This is a genomic window from Streptomyces sp. NPDC057302 (assembly GCF_042667685.1).
Lineage (GTDB): Bacteria > Actinomycetota > Actinomycetes > Streptomycetales > Streptomycetaceae > Streptomyces.
Genome location: NZ_JBHUZJ010000009.1, coordinates 131,706 through 149,682, shown reverse-complemented (window position 1 = coordinate 149,682; position 17,977 = coordinate 131,706). Strand labels below are relative to the sequence as shown.

Sequence of the window (17,977 nt, the reverse complement as noted above, 5' to 3'; positions counted from 1 at the left end):
GCCCTTTGCCGGATCATCACCGCCCTCCGCAGCCTGCGTGTCCGCACCCTCCGCAGAGGCCACCATTGTTACAAGCGCATGGGCATAGCCCTGTCCGTCGCACGAAAGACGGATGTACGGGACCGTTGAGGTGGTCAACAAGCGTGCAAGGCACGAGCCTTCCTGATCGCTGCCCGACCTCAGGGCGAACGCAGCGCCCTTCAGGATGGCGTGGACCAGGGCGCGGTCGTGGTGATCTCAATGCCGTCGCGGACGCGCAGGCCGCCGTAGACCCCAGTCTTCTCCGGGTCGCGGCTGTGGTAGAGCTCGGCCTTGATCCGGTGGCCGTCGGGCGACCAGCCGGGCCCGGGGTGGGAAGGCGCGCGGGATCACCGGCGCCAGCTCATCGGCGCAGATCATTGTCGCACCGTCGGGGGTGGCTGGGTGTAGAGGCGTGCGATGGCGGCCAGCGTGTCCAGGGTCCACTCCTCCTGCCCCTTCACGTAAGCCGTCCACAACTCGATGGGCGGCTGGATCTCCAGCCCGCGGGGCGGGGTCAGCTTGACCAGCGGGATCATCCGGGAGCGTTCGGCCTCGGTGATCCGGTTCTTGCGCCCACAGCCGGGGCGGCCACCGATCCCATCCAGCCCTGCTCGTTGTACCGGTGCAGCCACTTACGGACCGTCTTCTCGTGGCATCCCAGCCGCTGCGCGATCGCCGGTACCCGCAGCCCTTTCCAGCTCAACACGTTGATCATTGCCCGTTGAATCCAGTCGGCGGGCGCATGTCGGGCCCCGGCCAGCCTGCGAACCTTCGTTCCCTCCAACGCATCCGTCGCCGGACGGACAGAGAGAGGGTGCTGTCGCGGATCTCGCCAGCCGCCGTCCAAGCTGTTGAGGGGAAGCGAGGTTGGCGTGTGTCACACCGACGGGCGTGGTGGATGGCGTCCGCGATTGTCATGCTGACCAAGTGGGACATACGCGAGATGCAGATCCTCGACACGTGCGATATCAACCAACTCATCGCCCCACAGATCGAGGCGGATCGTTCGCATGAAAGCATTTGCACCTTGGGCATCGTCAGTTGCCCGCGAGATGCCGTCGCCCCACCTGGAGTCAGAAGTGAACCGCCGTTTCCTGCCCGTTGCGGTCGCGATCACCGCAAGCACTGCGCTCTTGCTCACCGCATGTGGTTCGGGCGGTGGTGACGATGACTCGTCCGACAAGATCAAGGGTGCCGGGGGCAGAGGTAAGGACACCTCGGCGTCCGCCAGTCCGTCGGTGAAGCCGGGCGGAGCCAAGCGGCCGGAGATCAAGCTGCCCAAGTCATTTCAGGCGGAGTTCGCCGGATGGACGAACAGCGATCCGAAGCTGCAGGCCATCATGGATGACGGCAAGCAGGAACTGCTCGCCGAGTACGCCGCGACCGTTGAGGGGAACCCGGACTCCAAGGCGGTGGCTTTCTACACCGACGGTGCCGCCGGCCAGTCGGCCCGCAAGTGGATCAAGGGTTTCGTCGACGACGACCTGGTCCTGATCGGCCGCGCCACAGTATCGAAACCGCAGGTGAGCATCGCCGATGACGGCAGCGGTGTGTTGTTCTACTGCGTCGACGAGAGCAGGGGCTCCACCAAGAACACCAAGACCGGCGAGGTCGAGCGGACGCCCCAGGATTCTAAGGCGCGAGTCCAGTACCGCAACCGGCTCGACAAGACGTCACAGGGTGCGTGGAAGACGAGTTACTCGGAAACCGAACGGGGTGGCTGCTGAGTATGTCGCGCTCCTCCAAGGCGACAAGTCTGCTGACCGCCTCAGTGCTCGTGGTTGTTGCGACGCCCGGCATAGCGCACGCGTTCGGCGAAGACGACGAGTCCAAACAGCCGAGCAGGCCCTCAGGCCCCAGCGGCGACGCCTCCGGCAAGTCACTCATGGCATCGGTGTCCAACTCGAAGATCAAGCTCACGTACCCCGGCGGCCAGACGGCGAAGGCGTCGGTGGGCGAGCTCAAGTCCGTGGACCCAAACTGGGAGCCCCCGGCGTGCTGGTACGAGCCGGTCTTTTCCCCGAAGCAACCCAAGGACGCGGTCGCGACTGGTGAGGGAGGGCTGGTCAACGCCCACGTGTGGTGGAGCAACGGCCTGTGGGTGGACCACTACGAGAAGGGCAAGGCGGACTCCAACTTCGACCCGAATCGCCCTGGAGACACCACGGCCGACGGATACAAGAAGTACAACCTCGGCAAGAAGGGCATGTTCTGGCGCAGCACGGTCCGTAAGGGCATGTACCAGGACGCCAAGGCGTGGGACTGCGGCCGCATCATGTTCTGGCAGGACGAGGGCACGATCCCCAAGGACAAGAACGCCCCGACTCCCGAGACTCTCGCCGCCTTCGCCTACGACAAGATCAGGGTCCCGGACACTGAGATCGAGCTGAAGCCCGAGGACAAGTCGACGGTGAACCTGCCCACCTGGGCGTGGTTGGACAAGACCACCTTCAAGGACGTCACGGTCCGCGCCGACCTGCCCGGCACCGGCCTGTATGCGGTGACCACCTGAGAGATCTCCTGGGAGGGCACAGGCAGTGCGAAGGGCGCTCTGCCGGACGGCGCCTTCGAGACCGCCCAGGACATGACCGTCCAGGAGATCCAGTCCATCAACCGCTGACCGAGTCTCCCAGCCGACCAGCGCACTACACGCGGAACCATCTCAACCCACGGGGGCGGCAGCATGTCGGACCTGAAGAAGGATTCAGAAGCCCTGCACAAGGCGGCCTCCGCGCTGGGCAAAGTGGATCACCACACCCGCAAACCCCTCCATGACTTCAAGGCCGCTTCGCACGACCTCTCCGCCTTCGGCGTGCTGGGCTCGCTGATGAGCGCCAAGGACGACATCCAGGACGGCATGGACACCATCGCCAAGCTCACCAAGAACCTGCACAAGGAGTGGGAGGCCGAGGCCAAGTTCCTGGGCGACGTCTCCGACGCCTTCGACCTGCTGGACGTCCTGCTGACCGCCGCGGCCCGCGCCAAGAAGGGCTGAGCCGTCCATGGGCTTCGACATCATCCCCGGCGACATCGACATCGACATCGACGCCGAAGACCTCAACCCGCTGCACTGGATCAACAAGGCCAACCACGCCTTCGGCGACACCCTCGCCAGCGGCCTGGAGTTCCTCGGCATCACCGACCCCGCCGTCGACCCCGACGGCATCCGCGACATCGCCAAACAGTGGCGGGCCCTGGCCAAGGGCCTCGACGACGCCGCTCACGACGCCAAATCGGCGCTCCAGGACTTGGAGTGGGAGGGCCAGGCCGCCAAGGCACTCCACAAGCGGGCCAAGGCATCCCGCACGCAGGCGACCAACACGGCCGACTCGCTGCGCGACGGCGCCAAGGCGCTGGACGCATTCGCCGACGAAGCCCACGAGCTGCTGTCCGAGATCGGCGTGATCCTCGCGGAAATCGTCGAGTTCGAGATCGCGGGCCTGGCCCTGTCGGTGCTGACCGGCGGCCTGTCCGCGATCGCCGGCAGCCTCGCTGCTGGTGCACGAGCCGCGAAGGTCGTGGCGCTGATTGCCCGGATCGAGACGTCCGGCACCCGCATGGCCCGGGTCATCCGCACCGTTTTGGAGGCCATCCGCGGACTGGAGCGGGCGCTGAAGGCCCTCGGGGAGATTAAGACGATCGCCAAGGCAGGCAAGCTCGCTGGCGAGGGTATGAAGTTCTCGGCCTTCGACGCGCTGTTGCAGGACCCGGGAACGTTCAAGGATCCGGAGAAACTGGCGGAGACCCTGGCCTTGGGAGCCGCTTTCGGAGTCGGCGGCGGCATGCTGGGCAAGGTTATCGGCAAGGGGTTGGGCAAGCTCAAGCCCAGCGAACTCGCCAAGCTCAGCAAGTCGTTGGGGCTCGGTGGCAAGGATCTCTCCCGGCTCAAGCTCCGGCCCGAGCAGGCCCGGAAGCTCGCGGCCGCCATTCGCGCGGCCGAGAAGGAGTGCAAGCTCGACCCGATCGACGTGGCGACTGGCGCGATGCTGCTGCCGCAGACGGACGTCGAGCTGCCTGGCGCACTTCCGCTGATCCTGGAGCGCACCCATATCTCGTCCTATCGGTGGGGTGGCTGGTTCGGCCCCTCTTGGGCCTCGACCCTTGACCAGCGCCTCCAAGCCGATGACGACGGCATCGTCTACGCCGCGCCCGACGGATCCCGGCTCGTCTACCCCAGCCTCGCCCCCGATTCCAGCGAGCCCGTCTATCCGGAGACCGGCCCTCGAATACCCCTGATGTGGGACACCGAGGTGGACGGGGCGCTGCGCGTCACCAACCCCGCGACCGGCCTTTCCTACGTCTTCCACTCACCGCAGGCCACGGACGACGCCGAAGGTGTCGACCTGCCCTTGCAGGCCATCGAGAACCGGTACCGCCAGCGGATCACCATCCACTATGGCGACCACGCGACTCCCGTCGAAGTCGCGCACTCCGGGGGCTACCGCATCGCGCTGGACTGCCACCCTCACATTCCCCGTATCGCTGCCCTGCGCCTACTCGACCCCGAACACCCGGAAGACCGGGGGACGGTGCTCGCCTCTTACGGCTATGACGATGACGGCCACCTCACCGAGGTACGCGACTCCGCTGGGAAGGCGCTGCGGTTCACCTACGACCCCGACGGCCGGATCACCTCGTGGACGGACCGGAACGCCAATACGTACTCCTACACGTACGACGAGCAAGGCCGGGTGATCAGGACCGAGGGGAGCGGCGGATATCTTTCCGGGACGCTGAGCTACGACGATGCGACTCGGACCACCACCGTCACAAACGACCTGGGACACAGCACCCGGCACGAGCACAATGAGGCATACCGGCTCATCCGCGAGATCGACCCCCTAGGTCACACCACCCATCAGGAGTGGGACGGTGAGGGGCGCTTGGTGGCAGTGACCGATCCGCTCGGCAACACAACGCGCCACCGTTACGACGCCCGCGGCCAGTTGGTGTCCGTCGTCCATCCGGACGGTCAGGAGAACTTCTGCGAGTACGACGGCGCTGGACTGCCTGTGGCCATCACTGGCCCGGACGGGAGCGTCTGGCGCCAGGAGTACGACGAGCACGGCAATCGCACAGCGGTCATCGACCCCTCCGGCGCCCACACCTTCTTCTCCTACACCTCAGCCGGGCAGCTCGCCATGGCCACCGACGCACTCGGGCGCACCACGGGTATCCGGCACAATCGGGCTGGCCTTCCACTCGAAGTCGTTGATCCGGCAGGTGCCGTCACGGCACATGTGTACGACGCCATGGGGCGCCCGACGGCCATCACTGACCCGCTGGGCCGTACCACCCGTCTGGCGTGGACTGTCGAGGGGCAGCTCGTCCGCCGCGCCGCCCCCGACGGAAGCAGCGAATCGTGGACCTACGATGCCGAGGGCAACTGCACCTCGCACACTGACCCGTCGGGCGGCGTCACGCGCTTCGAGTACGGCGACTTCGACCTGCTGGCGGTGCGCACCGCCCCAGACGGCGCCCGCTACACCTTCACCCATGACACCGAGCTGCGACTCATCCAAGTTGCCAACCCTCAAGGGCTGCACTGGAGTTACGACTACGACCCTGCCGGGCGCCTGGTGTCGGAGACGGACTTCGATGGCCGCACGCTCACCTACACCTACGACGCGGCGGGACGTTTCACCTCCCGCACCACCCCACTCGGCCAGGTCATCTCCCATGAGCTGGACGCCGCAGGGCGCATCGTGACAAAGAACATCGACGGCGACCACACCACGTACCTGTACAACCGGGCCGGTCACCTCACGGAAGCGTCCACCAGCACCTCGACTCTGGTCCTGGAGCGCGACGTCCTGGGCCGTGTCCTGGCGGAGACCGTCGACGGCCACACCACCCGCTACACGCACGACGTCCTGGGCCGCCGTACCAGCCGCACCACCCCCAGTGGCGTCCGCACCCAGGTATCCCGCAACGCGGCAGGAGTCCCCACAGCAGTGTCAGTGGGAGGACACCGCCTCATGTTTGAGCGAGATGCCCTGGGCCGGGAGACAAGCCGCGTCGTCGAGAGCCTCGCGGCCCCGATCACCCTCACCTCTACCTGGGACGAGGCAGGCCGTCAGACCACCCAGCACCTGGCCACCGCGAGCCGCGTCCTACGCTCCCGCGCCTTCACCTACCGTGCCGACAACACCCTGACCCAGATCGCGGACCAACTCGCCGGCGAGCAGCGCGACATGACCCTGGATGCGGTCGGACGCCCCCTGGCTGTGACAGCCGGCAGCTGGAGCGAGACCTATGCCTACGACGCGGCGGGCAACCAGACCCGAGCTCAGTGGCCCGACGAGGCCCCGCACTCTGAAGCTCGCGGCGAGCGCACCTATACCGGCACGCGAATACGCACCGCGGGCGCCGTCCGCTATGAGTATGACGCCGCGGGCCGCGCCACCCTCCGTCAAAAGACCCGCCTGTCGCGCAAGCCCGCCACCTGGCGCTATGTCTACGACGCCGAAGACCACCTCCTCTCCTGCACCACTCCTGATGGCACAACCTGGACCTACAGCTACGACCCGCTCGGCCGCCGGACCGCCAAGTACCGTACGGCCCCCGATGGGGAGCACCCCGTGGAGACGGTCCGGTTCTCCTGGGACGGCACCAGCCTGTCCGAGCAGACCGACACCGCCACTGGGACCGTCATCACCTGGGAGTACGACGACGATCACCCTGTAGCCCAGCTGGAGCGCAAGCCCGCTGCCACGACGCCGCCCCTCGCCACGGCGTCACAACAGGACGTTGACACCCGCTTTTTCGCCATCATCACCGACCTCGTCGGCACCCCCACAGAGCTCGTCGACGAAGACGGCGCTATCGCCTGGCACACCCAGGCCACCCTGTGGGGAAGAACCAGTTGGAACCGCGACGCCACCGCATACACGCCCCTGCGTTTCCCCGGCCAGTACGCAGACCCCGAGACCGGCCTTCACTACAACTTCTTCCGGCACTACGACCCGGACACCGCCCGCTACACCACCCCGGACCCCTTCGGTCTCGTCCCCGCCCCCAACCCGGTCACCTACACCCACAATCCGCAGACGTGGAGCGATCCTCTCGGCCTTGTCCCGAAGGCATGCCTGACCGACAGATACAAGTGGGACGGAAGCGCCCGGTTCGGGAAGCTGGACGACCTGAACCGCCCGACCGGCGTCTTCGCATCTCTGCGCAAAGAGATGCTGGACACGGGGTCTGAAGCAGGCTCCACCTGGACACCCGGCTGGCGGGGACACGGCACCAGCTTCAACGAAGCACGCGGCCACCTGCTCGCCAACCGCCTCGGTGGTCCAGGAAAGGGGTCTCTGTCACGGCAGAACCTAGTGACGCTCACCCAGGCCCCTGTGAATACACCTGCCATGAGGGCAATCGAGGACAAGGTGTACCGTGCGGTCGACAAGGGAGAGAATATTCAGTATTCGGTGGTGCCCAAATATGAAGGAACTAATCCGGTTCCGACCAGGCTGGAAATCTCCGCGTACGGAAACCGGGGATTCTCATTGACCGAGAAACTGGAGAATCCCGCCGCGGGAGTCCGGGCCGGTACCATCCCCATCCCGAAGCTGTGAGCCAACCGTTGCAACTCCAAGGACGATCATGACGCGCACCACCCCGCCGCGACCGGTGAACGTCGAGGCACAGTTCCCCGAACTGTCCAGCTACCGAAGGATGTGCACGCGGCTCCACCCGCGTCCCGGAGCGCCAAAACCGACTGAGAGTTCCATCAGCGGCCCCTTCCTGTGGCCTGCGCACGAGCCCTGGCCTACCTGCCGAGAACCTCATGCACGAGACAGGGGACGGCGCATCGATGACGTACATCAGGAGCGTCACATCCTGCAGGACGCATGGCGTCGCAATCCCCAGACGGGCCCGTCGGCGGAGGACCTGGCCGCGCTGTCGGCACTGGAGCAGGAGCATCGCGTCCCAGACCTCCGTGAGGCTGACCCGATCCCCCTCCTCCCGCTGGCCCAACTGTTCGCCAAGGACGTCCCCGGCCTCATGCCTCCCGATGGTTGTGATCTCCTTCAGGTGCTGTGGTGCCCCTTCGACGCACACGGCACCCCACGGACCCCGGACGTTCACCTGCGGTGGCGGAACTCGGCCGAGTGCGGCGACGCCCTCGAAACATCCCCTGCCCCCGAAGTCGTCGGCAGCGAGGGGTACGTGCCCGAGCCCTGCACGGTGGCACCCGAGCAGGTGATGGAGCACGAATATCAAGAGCTCCTCAGTGAGAACCTTCGGTATCGAATCGAAGAATGGGAAGCGCAACTCGAAGAAGAAGCTGAGGAATCCGGCGACGAAGAGGAATTCGTCACCTATCACCATGACCTTTCCATTGCACCAGGGTGGAAGGTCGGGGGCTATGCCTCATGGGCAGTGACCGGACCATCCGAAGACGTCTGTTCGTGTGGCGCCCCCATGCGGCTTCTGTTGGCCATCGCCAGCCACGAGTGGGACGGAGGTACGCGCAGCTGGGTCCCTCTGGAAGACCGTGATCTCATCGCTACTTCGGGTGCGAACATCCCGACCCGGGTGACCGTTGGCCGAGGCGGTTCCTTGAACATCTTCGCGTGTGCTGCAGATGCAACCCACGCGCACAAACTCAGCCTGCAATGAATAGGGGGTGGCCTACGCCGCGAGCTGTCTCCACGTTTTCCAGGGAGAACCTCCGCTGGGATCACTGGCTGTCGCAGTCATGGACTCCCCATACAGTGCCGACACCCTCACGGCAGCCCAAGGAACTCTAGGCAGCATCCTCAAATCGCGTGGTGCAGGCTGGTCCGGCTCGGTGATGGATGCGCCCTGCGGTCAGGCCGCCATCTTCACCGGAGGCCGGGACTACGCCCTTCCTGCGGAATTCTCTACGAGCGGCGAGGAGATCAGGGTGCTGAGGGCTCAATTTCATGCGGTCATTCCGATCCCATCCGACGCAGATGACGCCGAGCAGCGTATGTGCGTCGTTTCCTTCTCCACACCCCAGGTCACGCAGTGGGAAAGGTGTTACGCACCGATCATGGCGGGCGTGCTACGCAGCCTCCGCTTCACAAGCTCCGCAAACCAACAGTTGCCGACCGCACCGTTTGATTATCGCCCTCCACAACCTGCGTGTCCGCAACCCCCGCAGAACCTCCACTGCGGCATACGCACGAGCATGGCCCCCCGCGTCGCTTGTTACGCCGGGCGTTGGCGGCCCACTCCGTGAGGCTGGACGTGTCGGCGGCAGGCGGCACGCCCCGGCGAAGAGGTAGAGCCGGGCGGTGGGGTTGGTGAAGGCGCCGGTCTGCTGGTCGTGTTGGACGGATCTGGCGTGGCCGATGCTGTCGGCGAGGACGTCGCGAGCGCATTGCTCGGCAGGGCTGCGGCGCGGCACGCGGCCCAGGTGGTACTCGCGGGCGTGATCAGCGCATCCAGACAGGTGGCCAGCTCAGCGGCCACGGCGTCGGCGAGACGGCCGCTCGGGTCGGCGACAGCGAGTCCTTCCGCACGGTGGACGGCGTTGTCGACGAGGGCCAGGTCCACGGGGTCACTGGTCTCATGGTGAGGGTTGGGGGGGTCATGAGGGTCACCGTGGGCTCCCTCGCTGGACGTGTTGGTTCCGTCTGGTTCCTGACGTAGGGCCAACTCCCGGTCACGCTGCGCGGGTACCGTGAAGGAAGAGCATGCACGTAAACGCCGTAAAAGCTGTCCGAGCGGTCGGGAGAATTGCCCATGGCAGGCACACCGCATACGCCGAACACCAGCCTGGCCGCGCCATGCTTGACCAGGGACAATGTCAGCGCGAAGAGCTCGCCCGCGCCGTGAACCGCATCGGCGCCCTCGCCGGGATGCCACTGACCTACAGCGGACAGTCCGTCTCCATGTGGCTTCGCGGACACCAGCCAAAGCAACAGGTCAGAGCGATAGTGGTGGTCGCCCTGTCGGAGAAACTCGGCAGGCCCATCACGCACGAGGAAGCGGGGCTGGCCCCCGCCACGTCCACCGAGGGCTCTCAACACCTCGACACCGTTGAGGAGTTGATCGACCGGGGAAGAGCGGACATTGATCCCTCGCGACGCGGCGTTCTCGCAGCCGGCGTATTTACCGCGGCGCTGGCCGTGCCCGTCTTCGGCACTGCGGCAGCGCACGCCAGTGAGCCGGTCTCACCGGGCAAGGCCACCACGCGGATCGGCGGCTCGCAGGTCGCCTCGGTGCGACGCACGACCATCAGGATCGCCGACATCCTGGACGAGGACGGTGCGGGTCACGCGCGGCCGATGGCGGCCGCGTTCCTCGTGAACACGGTGGGGCCATGGATGAAGGCGCAGGCCTCCGCGGCGGTCGCGGCCGACATGAAGGCAGCCCCCCCCCGCTCCTAAACACGAAGCAGGGGCCACCCGAAGGTGACCCCTACCTGCGACGTTTCCGTCGGGACGACAGGATTTGAACCTGCGACCCCTTGACCCCCAGTCAAGTGCGCTACCAAGCTGCGCCACGTCCCGATGCGCGTGTCCCGCGGTGTTCTGCGTGATCGCGCAAACAGAACTTTACCCCACGTTCGGGGGTGGTCCGCGCCCCCGTCCGCGCCCCTGGCGAGGGACAATCGGCGTATGAGTACCGCACCTCGACCCGATGACCGTGGCCGTGACCGTGACGCCGAAGGGCGGGCCCGGAACGCGCGGCCCCGTGATGGGCTCGGGCGGCCGTTGCCTTATGGGACCGAGGGTGTGGAGCGGCAGCCCGAAGGCGTTGCGCGTACGCCCGAGGAGACGGTTGTTCAGGCGCAGGCTCTGCTCGACGCGGGGCGGCCCTTTCACGCGCATGAGGTATTTGAGGACGCCTGGAAGTCGGGGCCCGATGACGAGCGTGATCTGTGGAAGGGGCTCGCCCAGTTGGCCGTTGGGCTGACCCACTCTGCTCGCGGCAATCTCACCGGTGGGGCGCGGCTGCTGCGCAGGGGGGCGGGCGCGATCGGCTCGGGGCAGTGGGGGGAGCGGCCCCACGGCATCGATGTGGATGGACTCGGGGTGTGGGCGAAGGAGTTGGCCCGCAGCCTGGAAGAGGGCGGGTCGGCTGTGGATGCCGCCGAGCACGCCCCACTGTTGCGCGGGGATGGAGCCGCTCTCTGAGTACGGCCGCCTCAGTACGGCAGACTCTTGGTGTGCGGAATATTCATGTCATCGGTATCGGTGCGGGCGACCCGGATCAGTTGACCCTGCAAGCCGTCAAAGCCATGAAGGGCACCGATGTGTTCTTCATTCTCGACAAGGGTGCGGACAAGGACGACCTCGTCCAGTTGCGGCGTGATCTCCTCGGTGCGCACCGCGCCGACGGCGCCTTCCGTGTGGTCGAGGCGCGGGATCCCTCGCGCGACCGGGAGGCGGACGGCGCGGGCTACTCCCCCGCCGTCGTGGACTGGCGCAGCCGCCGTGCGGATGTCTGTGAGCGGATGATCGCCGATGAGCTGGGCGCGGACGAGTGCGGCGCGTTCCTGGTGTGGGGCGATCCCGCGCTGTACGACAGCACCCTCGGGATTCTGGAGGAGATCCTCGACCGGGGTGCGGTGGCTTTCACGTACGACGTCGTGCCTGGTGTCAGCAGTGTCTCCTCGCTTGCCGCGCGGCACCGCACCGGTCTGAACCGGGTCGGCCGGCCCGTGCAGATCACCACCGGGCGCCGCCTCGCCGACGGCGGCTTTCCCGAGGGGGTCGATGATGTCGTGGTCATGCTCGATGCTCAGCAGGCCTTCCGGCGGTATCAGGGGGAAGGGGGTGGTGACATGTACATCTACTGGGGGGCCTATATCGGGACCGCCGACGAGATTCTGGTTTCCGGGCCTCTCGATGAAGCCGCTCCCCGCATCGAGGCCCTGCGCGCCGAGGCCCGCGAGCGCAAGGGCTGGATCATGGACACCTATCTGCTGCGACGCGATCCGGACTGAAACCACTGAGGGCCAGAGCGGGGAGTCGCGGGGCCTTCGGGGGGAGACGGCAGCTTCACCGGACCGGACCGGCTCCGCATGCACACGCCCAGGCGCGGTGTGAGGGTGACCATGTGACCACCACCGCGGAGCCCGCCGCCGAGGCCCCTGCCCAGGGGCCGCCCGTCCTGGACAAGCGCCGCCGCAACATCGTCTTCGTGACGATCATGCTGGGGATGCTGCTCGCCGCCCTCGACCAGACCATCGTGGGCACCGCGCTGCCCACGATCGTGGCGGATCTGGGCGGCGCCGAGCACATGTCGTGGGTCGTGACGTCGTATCTGCTCGCGGAGACCGTCGCCACCGTACTTGTGGGGAAGTTCGGTGATCTTTTTGGGCGGAAGATCGTCTTTCAGGTTTCGGCGATCGTCTTCATCACCGGTTCGTTCCTGTGCGGCCTGTCGACGAACATGACGCTGCTCATCGCCTGGCGCGCCCTTCAGGGCATCGGCGCGGGCGGGCTGATGGTGACGTCGATGGCTTTGATCGCCGATGTCATCCCGTTGCGCGAGCGCGGGAAGTACCAGGGTGCGATCGGTGCCGTGTTCGGCGTTGCCACCGTCATCGGGCCGCTGCTCGGCGGGCTCTTCACCGACCATCTGACCTGGCGCTGGGCCTTCTACGTCAACGTACCCATCGCGATCGTCGTGGTGATCGCCGCGGCCCGCACGATCCCCGTCGTGAAGTCGGCGGTGCGTCCGGTCATCGACTATCTCGGCATCGCCTTCGTCGCGATCGGCGCGAGCGCGCTGATTCTGGCGACGAGTTGGGGCGGCAACCAGTACGCGTGGGGTTCGGGCACCATCATCGCGCTGTTCGTGGGCGGTGCGCTCGCGCTCGCGCTGTTCTGTGTGGTCGAGACGCGGGCGGCCGAACCGATGCTGCCGATGCGGCTCTTCGCCAACCCCGTCTTCACGGTCTGCTCGATCCTCAGCTTCATCGTCGGGTTCGCGATGCTGGGCGCGATGACGTTCCTGCCGACCTATCTGCAGTACGTGGACGGGGACTCGGCCACCATCTCGGGCGTGCGGACGCTGCCCATGGTGATCGGGCTGCTCATCGCGTCGGTCTTCAGCGGCAATGTGGTGAGCAAGACCGGGACGTATCGGATCTTTCCCATCGTGGGTGCTCTGGTGATGGCGCTCGGTCTTTATCTGCTCTCTCTCATGGGCGCCGAGACCAGCACCTGGCTCGAGTCGCTGTACATGTTCGTCCTCGGTACCGGTATCGGTCTGTGCATGCAGGTCCTGACCATTGCCGTGCAGAACACCGTCGTCTACTCGGATCTGGGCACGGCGACCTCCGGCGTCACCTTCTTCCGCACGCTCGGCAGCTCCTTCGGCACGGCCGTGTTCGGCACCATCTATGCCAATACGCTGAAGCCGAACCTGGAGGACGGCGTCGCCGCGGCGGCCAGAGCCGGGTCCGCGGATCCCGCCGTGGTGGCCAAGGCCGCGCAGAGTCCGCAGGGGCTGCACAGCCTGCCCCCGGAAGCGGCCGCGCCCATCATCAAGGCGTACGCCGACACACTGCACACCGTGTTCCTGTGGACGGTTCCCGTGGCGCTGCTGGGGTTCGTCGTGGCCCTCTTCCTCAAGCAGGTGCAGCTGCGGGACAGCGCGCGGATGAGCTCGGCGGACATGGGCGAGGGCTTCGCCTCACCGACGTCGGGCGGCAGCCCTGACCGGGTGCTCGAGCTGGCGGTCGGGAACATCATCCGCAGTACCGGTATGGACACCGCGCGTCGGGTCATCCGCGATTCCGACACCCGGCTCGACATCGCGGGGGCCTGGGCCGTCATGCAGGTCTCGCTCTTCGACCGGATGGTCGGTCACGCGAGTCTCGGGCTCATCGCGGCCCGGCGTCAGCTGCCGTCCGAAGTCCTGGTTCCGGTCTTCAACCGGATGGTCGAGGAGGGCTTCCTCACCCGCTCCGGCCTGCTCTTCTCGCACACCCCGGCGGGTGAACGCGAGGCCGACGTGATCGGCAAGGCGTGGGCCAAGTGGCTGGGCGAGCAGGTGGAGAAGGACAGTGGCCGCCCTGCCGACCAGGACCTCGTCAAGGCGGTCGACGCGATCGCCAAGCGGCTGCTCGTGGAGGATCTGGAGCACGGGCTTGCCCCCGAGGCGAGGCGGCCGGTCCCGTTGCGCAAGGCCTGAGCAAGGCCTGAGCCCGGCGGCCGCCGCCTCAGCGCAGGAGCAGTTGGAGTCCGCCGAGGACCGTGGCTCCGATCACCAGCTGCTCGAAGAGACGTTGGTTGATGCGGTGCACGGCCGCCTTGCCGATGAGGGCGCCGGGGACGACGAAGAGCACGAGCGCCGCGTCGAGCAGCAGCGAGTGCGCGTCGATCAGGCCAAGGCCCACGCTGAACGGCACTTTGGACGTGTTGACGATGAGGAAGAACCACGCCGACGTGCCCAGGAAGCTCAGCTTCCGGAAGCCCGCGGAGAGTAGATACATCGACATCACCGGGCCGCCCGCGTTGGCGACCATGGTGGTGAAACCGCCGAGCACGCCGTACGAGGGGGCCTTCAGCCGGGAGCGGGGCGAAGGGGGCGAGACGGGCGAGAGGGCCGCCGCGTCCGCGCCGTCCGCGCCGTCCGCGGGGGCCCGGCGGCGCCAGAGCGTGACTCCCGCCATCAGGAGCAGGATCGCCCCGATCGACGTACGCACGACGGCGTCGTCGGCCCACATCAGGAAGACCGTGCCGACCACCACGCCGCCCGCGACGGCGGGGAACAGCCGCCACAGGGTGGGCCAGTGGGCATGTCGGCGGTAGGTCAGGACGGCCAGTACGTCGCCCGCGATGAGGATGGGCAGCAGCACACCGGTCGACTCGCGGGCCGGCAGGACCGCGGCGAAGACGGCGAGGCTGACCGTGTTGGCCCCGCTGACGGCGGTCTTCGAGAAGCCGACGAGCACCGCTGCCGCGGCCAGGGCGGCGAATTCCCAGAGGGATACACCGAGAAATGCGTCGAGAGATATGTCCATGCCGGGAACAGATGCTAGGCCCAGCTATCTCCGGGCCGTCAGGGGTGGCCACATCCTGGGACGCCTCCGCTGTACGTCACGCGCAGCTCCCGCTTGAGGACCTTCATGCTGGGGCCGAGCGGCAGCTCGCCGGTGAACTCCACGCGGCGCGGGTACTTGTGGCGGCCCAGGTGCTCCTTGGACCACTCGGTGATCCGCGCGGCATCGGGCGCGGAGCCCGGCGCCGCGACGACCACGGCGCAGATCTCCTCGCCGTGCACGTCGTCGGGCAGGCCGATCACGGCGACGTGCGCAACGTCCGGGTGGCGCATGAGCACCTCCTCGACCTCGCGCGGGTAGACGTTGAAGCCGCCGCGGATGATGACGTCCTTCTTGCGGTCGACGATGGCCAGGAATCCGTCGGCGTCCTTGGTGCCGAGGTCCCCGGTGCGGAACCAGCCGTCGACGACGGCCTCGGCGGTGGCCTCCGGGCGCCCGAGGTAGCCGGAGAAGACGTTGTGGCCGCGGACCACGACCTCGCCGAGCTCGCCCGTGGGCAGCAGCTCGATCCGTCCCTCGACGTCGGCGCGGGCGATCTCCACGTCCACGCCCCACAGCGGGTGGCCGATGCTGCCCGCCTTGGTGCCGAACACGGGCTGGTTCACGGAGGCGGTGGGTGAGGTCTCGGAGAGCCCGTACCCCTCGTAGACGGGTACGCCGAAGGACTCCTCGAAGCGCTCCAGTACGGCGACGGGGAGCGACGCGCCGCCGGAGACCGCGAGCCGCAGCTTGGGCAGCTCGGCGGCCGTGGCCGCGGCGGCGACGAGGTTCACGTACATCGTCGGCACGCCGTGGAAGGTGTTGACGCCCTCCGCGGCCATCAGCTCGATGGCCCGCGCGGCGTCGAAGCGCGGCAGCAGGACGAGCGTCGCGCCCGCGCGCCAGGTGGCGTTCATGGAGACGGTCTGGCCGAAGGCGTGGAAGAGGGGGAGCGCGCCGAGCGCGATGTCGTCGCGGCGCACGTCGTGGGCGTCGAAGGCGCAGACGGTCGCGTTCATCACCAGGTTGAGGTGGCTGAGCACGGCGCCCTTGGGGACGCCCGTGGTGCCACTGGTGTAGAAGACGACCGCCGGGTCGTCGGCCTCACGCGTGACGTAGGCGGGGAGCGGTTCGGCCGCGTGCGCCAGGGTCTCAAGCTCGCCGTCCCCGCCGAGGGTCAGCATCCGTACGCCCGTGGCGGCGGCAGCGGCCTTGCCCGTCTCCGCCTGCGCGGGGTGACACAGCAGCAGGGTGGCGCCGCTGTCCCGCAGGACGTGCTCGACCTCTTCGGCGGAGAGCAGGAGGTGTACGGGGACGACGACGCCGCCCGCCGCGAGGATCGCGTAGTAGGCGCGCGGGAACTCGGCGGTGTTGGGCGCCATCAGGGCCACGCGGTCGCCCGGCCCGATCCCCAGCTCCACCAGGGCTGCCGCCTGCGCGCGGGCCTGCCCCCACAACTCGCCGAAGGAGAGCCGCAGTTCACCCTCGACGAGGGCGGTGCGGTCCGGTTGGCGACGGGCGGGCTCGGCGAGGATCGCGGCGAGGGACAGCGTGGCCATGGGTGGTGCTCCGTTTCCTTGCGTTCCGTGCGGCCTTGCGGTTGTGCGGTTGCGGTCGTGCGGCCATACGTTCGGCCTTGCGGTTGCGGACCTGCGGGCCCGCGGGAGGAGATTCAGCCGCGCTCGACGAGCAGCGCGCTGCCCTGGCCGACGCCCACGCACATCGTGGCGAGGCCGCGGGACGCGCCGGTGCGGCGCATGCGGTGGAGGAGGGTGGTCAGGATGCGGGCGCCGGAGCAGCCGAGGGGGTGGCCGATGGCGATGGCGCCGCCGCTCGGGTTCACCAGCTCCGGATCGATGCCGAGGGCGTCGACGCAGGCCAGGGCCTGGGCGGCGAAGGCCTCGTTGAACTCGGCTTCCTGGAGGTCGCCGATGGTCCAGCCGACGCGGGCGAGTGCCTTCTGGGTGGCGGGGACGGGGCCGATGCCCATGACGTCCGGATGCACACCGGCGGAGGCGCCGGCGACGTACCGCCCGAGGGATTCGAGCCCGAGCTCGTTCAGGGCTTCCTCGCTGACGAGGAGGAGACCGGCCGCGCCGTCGTTCATCGGCGAGGCGTTGCCCGCGGTGACGGTGCCGCCCTTGCGGAAGACGGGACGCAGGCTGCTCAGCTTCTCGTACGAGGTGTCCGCACGGATGCATTCGTCGAGGTCGACGACCGTGCCGTCGGGTCGCGTGACGGGGAGGATCTCGTCGTCGAAGTGGCCGTTCTTGCGGGCTTCGGTGGCGCGTTGGTGGCTGCGCAGGGCGAAGGTGTCCTGGCGCTCGCGGGAGACGCCGTAGCGCTCCGCCACCTCTTCCGCGGTCTCCCCCATGGCGAGGACGCCGTGCAGGTCCTTCATGGCGGGGTTCACGAGGCGCCACCCGAGGCGGGTGTCGACGGTCTCGATCTTGTGCGGCAGCGCTTCGTCCGGGCGGGGCAGGACGAAGGGGGCGCGGCTCATCGACTCGGAGCCGCCGGCGAGGACGATGTCGGCCTCGCCGGAGGCGATGGTGCGGGCGGCGGTGGTGACGGCCTCCATGCCGGAGGCGCAGAGCCGGTTCACGGTGGCGCCGGGCACGGATTCCGGGAGTCCCGCGAGGAGGGCGGCCATGCGGGCCACGTTGCGGTTGTCCTCGCCCGCCTGGTTGGCGGCGCCCCAGTAGACGTCGTCGATCCTGGCGGGGTCCAGTTCGGGGAGGTCCGCGAGGAGGCCGCGTACGACGCCTGCGGCGAGGTCGTCCGGGCGGACCGAGGAGAGGGTCCCGCGGAGCTTGCCGATGGGGGTGCGGCGGGCTGCGGCGAAGTGGACTGGGCGCACGATACGGCTCCGGATCGATTGCGGTCGTCGTCCGCGGGTCAGCGCGTGACGTTAATTAGCAGTGCTAGTTTTGGAGTCTACGGGGAGTCGGCTCCGGGCGGAAGGGGCGTTGTTTTCCCCAACCC

At 67.7% G+C, this 17,977-nt stretch carries 14 protein-coding genes and 1 tRNA gene; 9 read left to right on the top strand and 6 right to left on the bottom strand.

Annotated features, from left to right (window positions below; all coding sequences use genetic code 11):
* Positions 1-395: 395 nt before the first annotated feature.
* Together ACFUPX_RS10030 and ACFUPX_RS10025 are read right to left on the bottom strand one after the other, a co-directional pair.
* Positions 396-557: a hypothetical protein gene (locus ACFUPX_RS10030; protein WP_383318968.1), complete on the bottom strand. Its 162-nt coding sequence runs from the start codon at positions 555-557 to the stop codon at positions 396-398.
* Complete coding sequence (locus tag ACFUPX_RS10025) at positions 554-736, bottom strand: helix-turn-helix domain-containing protein (protein WP_383318965.1); 183 nt, start codon at positions 734-736, stop codon at positions 554-556. The genes ACFUPX_RS10030 and ACFUPX_RS10025 overlap by 4 nt, the downstream gene beginning before the upstream one ends.
* 364 nt (positions 737-1,100) lie before the next feature.
* Here ACFUPX_RS10025 and ACFUPX_RS10020 point away from each other — a divergent pair, with 364 nt between their 5' ends.
* From ACFUPX_RS10020 to ACFUPX_RS09995, 6 genes are all read left to right on the top strand, one after another.
* Entirely contained in the window at positions 1,101-1,748 is a 648-nt protein-coding gene (locus ACFUPX_RS10020) for a hypothetical protein (protein WP_383318962.1), read from the top strand.
* A gap of 2 nt (positions 1,749-1,750) precedes the next feature.
* The gene (locus ACFUPX_RS10015) at positions 1,751-2,533 is read left to right on the top strand and encodes a hypothetical protein (protein ID WP_383318959.1); all 783 of its coding nucleotides are present in this window, start codon (positions 1,751-1,753) and stop codon (positions 2,531-2,533) included.
* Positions 2,534-2,704: 171 nt separating this feature from the next.
* Complete coding sequence (locus tag ACFUPX_RS10010) at positions 2,705-3,016, top strand: hypothetical protein (RefSeq protein ID WP_383318956.1); 312 nt, start codon at positions 2,705-2,707, stop codon at positions 3,014-3,016.
* 7 nt (positions 3,017-3,023) lie between these two features.
* Complete coding sequence (locus tag ACFUPX_RS10005) at positions 3,024-7,595, top strand: DUF6531 domain-containing protein (protein WP_383318953.1); 4,572 nt, start codon at positions 3,024-3,026, stop codon at positions 7,593-7,595.
* 28 nt (positions 7,596-7,623) lie between these two features.
* Complete coding sequence (locus ACFUPX_RS10000) at positions 7,624-8,643, top strand: hypothetical protein (protein ID WP_383318950.1); 1,020 nt, start codon at positions 7,624-7,626, stop codon at positions 8,641-8,643.
* A gap of 1,043 nt (positions 8,644-9,686) precedes the next feature.
* Positions 9,687-10,382, top strand: coding sequence for a hypothetical protein (locus tag ACFUPX_RS09995; RefSeq protein ID WP_383318947.1), 696 nt, complete (start codon positions 9,687-9,689; stop codon positions 10,380-10,382).
* Between the two features lie 49 nt (positions 10,383-10,431).
* On the opposite strand, the gene ACFUPX_RS09990 is transcribed toward ACFUPX_RS09995, so the two are convergent.
* Positions 10,432-10,505 (bottom strand) — tRNA-Pro (locus tag ACFUPX_RS09990).
* A 108-nt stretch (positions 10,506-10,613) separates the two neighbouring features.
* Between ACFUPX_RS09990 and ACFUPX_RS09985 the strand changes: the two genes are divergently transcribed.
* The 3 genes from ACFUPX_RS09985 (at position 10,614) to ACFUPX_RS09975 (ending at position 14,142) form a co-directional block, all read left to right on the top strand.
* Positions 10,614-11,132: a DUF309 domain-containing protein gene (locus tag ACFUPX_RS09985; protein WP_383318944.1), complete on the top strand. Its 519-nt coding sequence runs from the start codon at positions 10,614-10,616 to the stop codon at positions 11,130-11,132.
* A 32-nt stretch (positions 11,133-11,164) separates the two neighbouring features.
* Positions 11,165-11,944, top strand: a complete 780-nt coding sequence (gene cobF / locus ACFUPX_RS09980; protein ID WP_383318941.1) for a precorrin-6A synthase (deacetylating) — start codon at positions 11,165-11,167, stop codon at positions 11,942-11,944.
* Between the two features lie 206 nt (positions 11,945-12,150).
* Positions 12,151-14,142 (top strand): MDR family MFS transporter, encoded by a 1,992-nt coding sequence (locus tag ACFUPX_RS09975; RefSeq protein WP_383319055.1) that lies wholly within the window; start codon positions 12,151-12,153, stop codon positions 14,140-14,142.
* Between the two features lie 28 nt (positions 14,143-14,170).
* Here ACFUPX_RS09975 and ACFUPX_RS09970 read toward each other — a convergent pair whose 3' ends face one another.
* The 3 genes from ACFUPX_RS09970 to ACFUPX_RS09960 form a co-directional block, all read right to left on the bottom strand.
* Positions 14,171-14,974, bottom strand: coding sequence for a sulfite exporter TauE/SafE family protein (locus ACFUPX_RS09970; protein ID WP_383318938.1), 804 nt, complete (start codon positions 14,972-14,974; stop codon positions 14,171-14,173).
* A 38-nt stretch (positions 14,975-15,012) separates the two neighbouring features.
* Positions 15,013-16,551, bottom strand: coding sequence for a long-chain fatty acid--CoA ligase (locus tag ACFUPX_RS09965; RefSeq protein ID WP_383318935.1), 1,539 nt, complete (start codon positions 16,549-16,551; stop codon positions 15,013-15,015).
* Positions 16,552-16,664: 113 nt separating this feature from the next.
* Positions 16,665-17,852: a thiolase family protein gene (locus ACFUPX_RS09960; RefSeq protein WP_383318932.1), complete on the bottom strand. Its 1,188-nt coding sequence runs from the start codon at positions 17,850-17,852 to the stop codon at positions 16,665-16,667.
* Between the last annotated feature and the right edge of the window lie 125 nt (positions 17,853-17,977).

Bases quoted from the DNA above. Each gene is read 5' to 3' on its own strand.
- ACFUPX_RS10030 (WP_383318968.1), bottom strand. From the start codon at position 557: ATGATCCCGCTGGTCAAGCTGACCCCGCCCCGCGGGCTGGAGATCCAG.
- ACFUPX_RS10025 (WP_383318965.1), bottom strand. From the start codon at position 736: ATGATCAACGTGTTGAGCTGGAAAGGGCTGCGGGTACCGGCGATCGCG.
- ACFUPX_RS10015 (WP_383318959.1), top strand. From the start codon at position 1,751: ATGTCGCGCTCCTCCAAGGCGACAAGTCTGCTGACCGCCTCAGTGCTC.
- ACFUPX_RS10010 (WP_383318956.1), top strand. From the start codon at position 2,705: ATGTCGGACCTGAAGAAGGATTCAGAAGCCCTGCACAAGGCGGCCTCC.
- ACFUPX_RS10005 (WP_383318953.1), top strand. From the start codon at position 3,024: ATGGGCTTCGACATCATCCCCGGCGACATCGACATCGACATCGACGCC.
- ACFUPX_RS10000 (WP_383318950.1), top strand. From the start codon at position 7,624: ATGACGCGCACCACCCCGCCGCGACCGGTGAACGTCGAGGCACAGTTC.
- ACFUPX_RS09995 (WP_383318947.1), top strand. From the start codon at position 9,687: ATGCACGTAAACGCCGTAAAAGCTGTCCGAGCGGTCGGGAGAATTGCC.
- ACFUPX_RS09985 (WP_383318944.1), top strand. From the start codon at position 10,614: ATGAGTACCGCACCTCGACCCGATGACCGTGGCCGTGACCGTGACGCC.
- ACFUPX_RS09975 (WP_383319055.1), top strand. From the start codon at position 12,151: ATGCTGGGGATGCTGCTCGCCGCCCTCGACCAGACCATCGTGGGCACC.
- ACFUPX_RS09970 (WP_383318938.1), bottom strand. From the start codon at position 14,974: ATGGACATATCTCTCGACGCATTTCTCGGTGTATCCCTCTGGGAATTC.
- ACFUPX_RS09965 (WP_383318935.1), bottom strand. From the start codon at position 16,551: ATGGCCACGCTGTCCCTCGCCGCGATCCTCGCCGAGCCCGCCCGTCGC.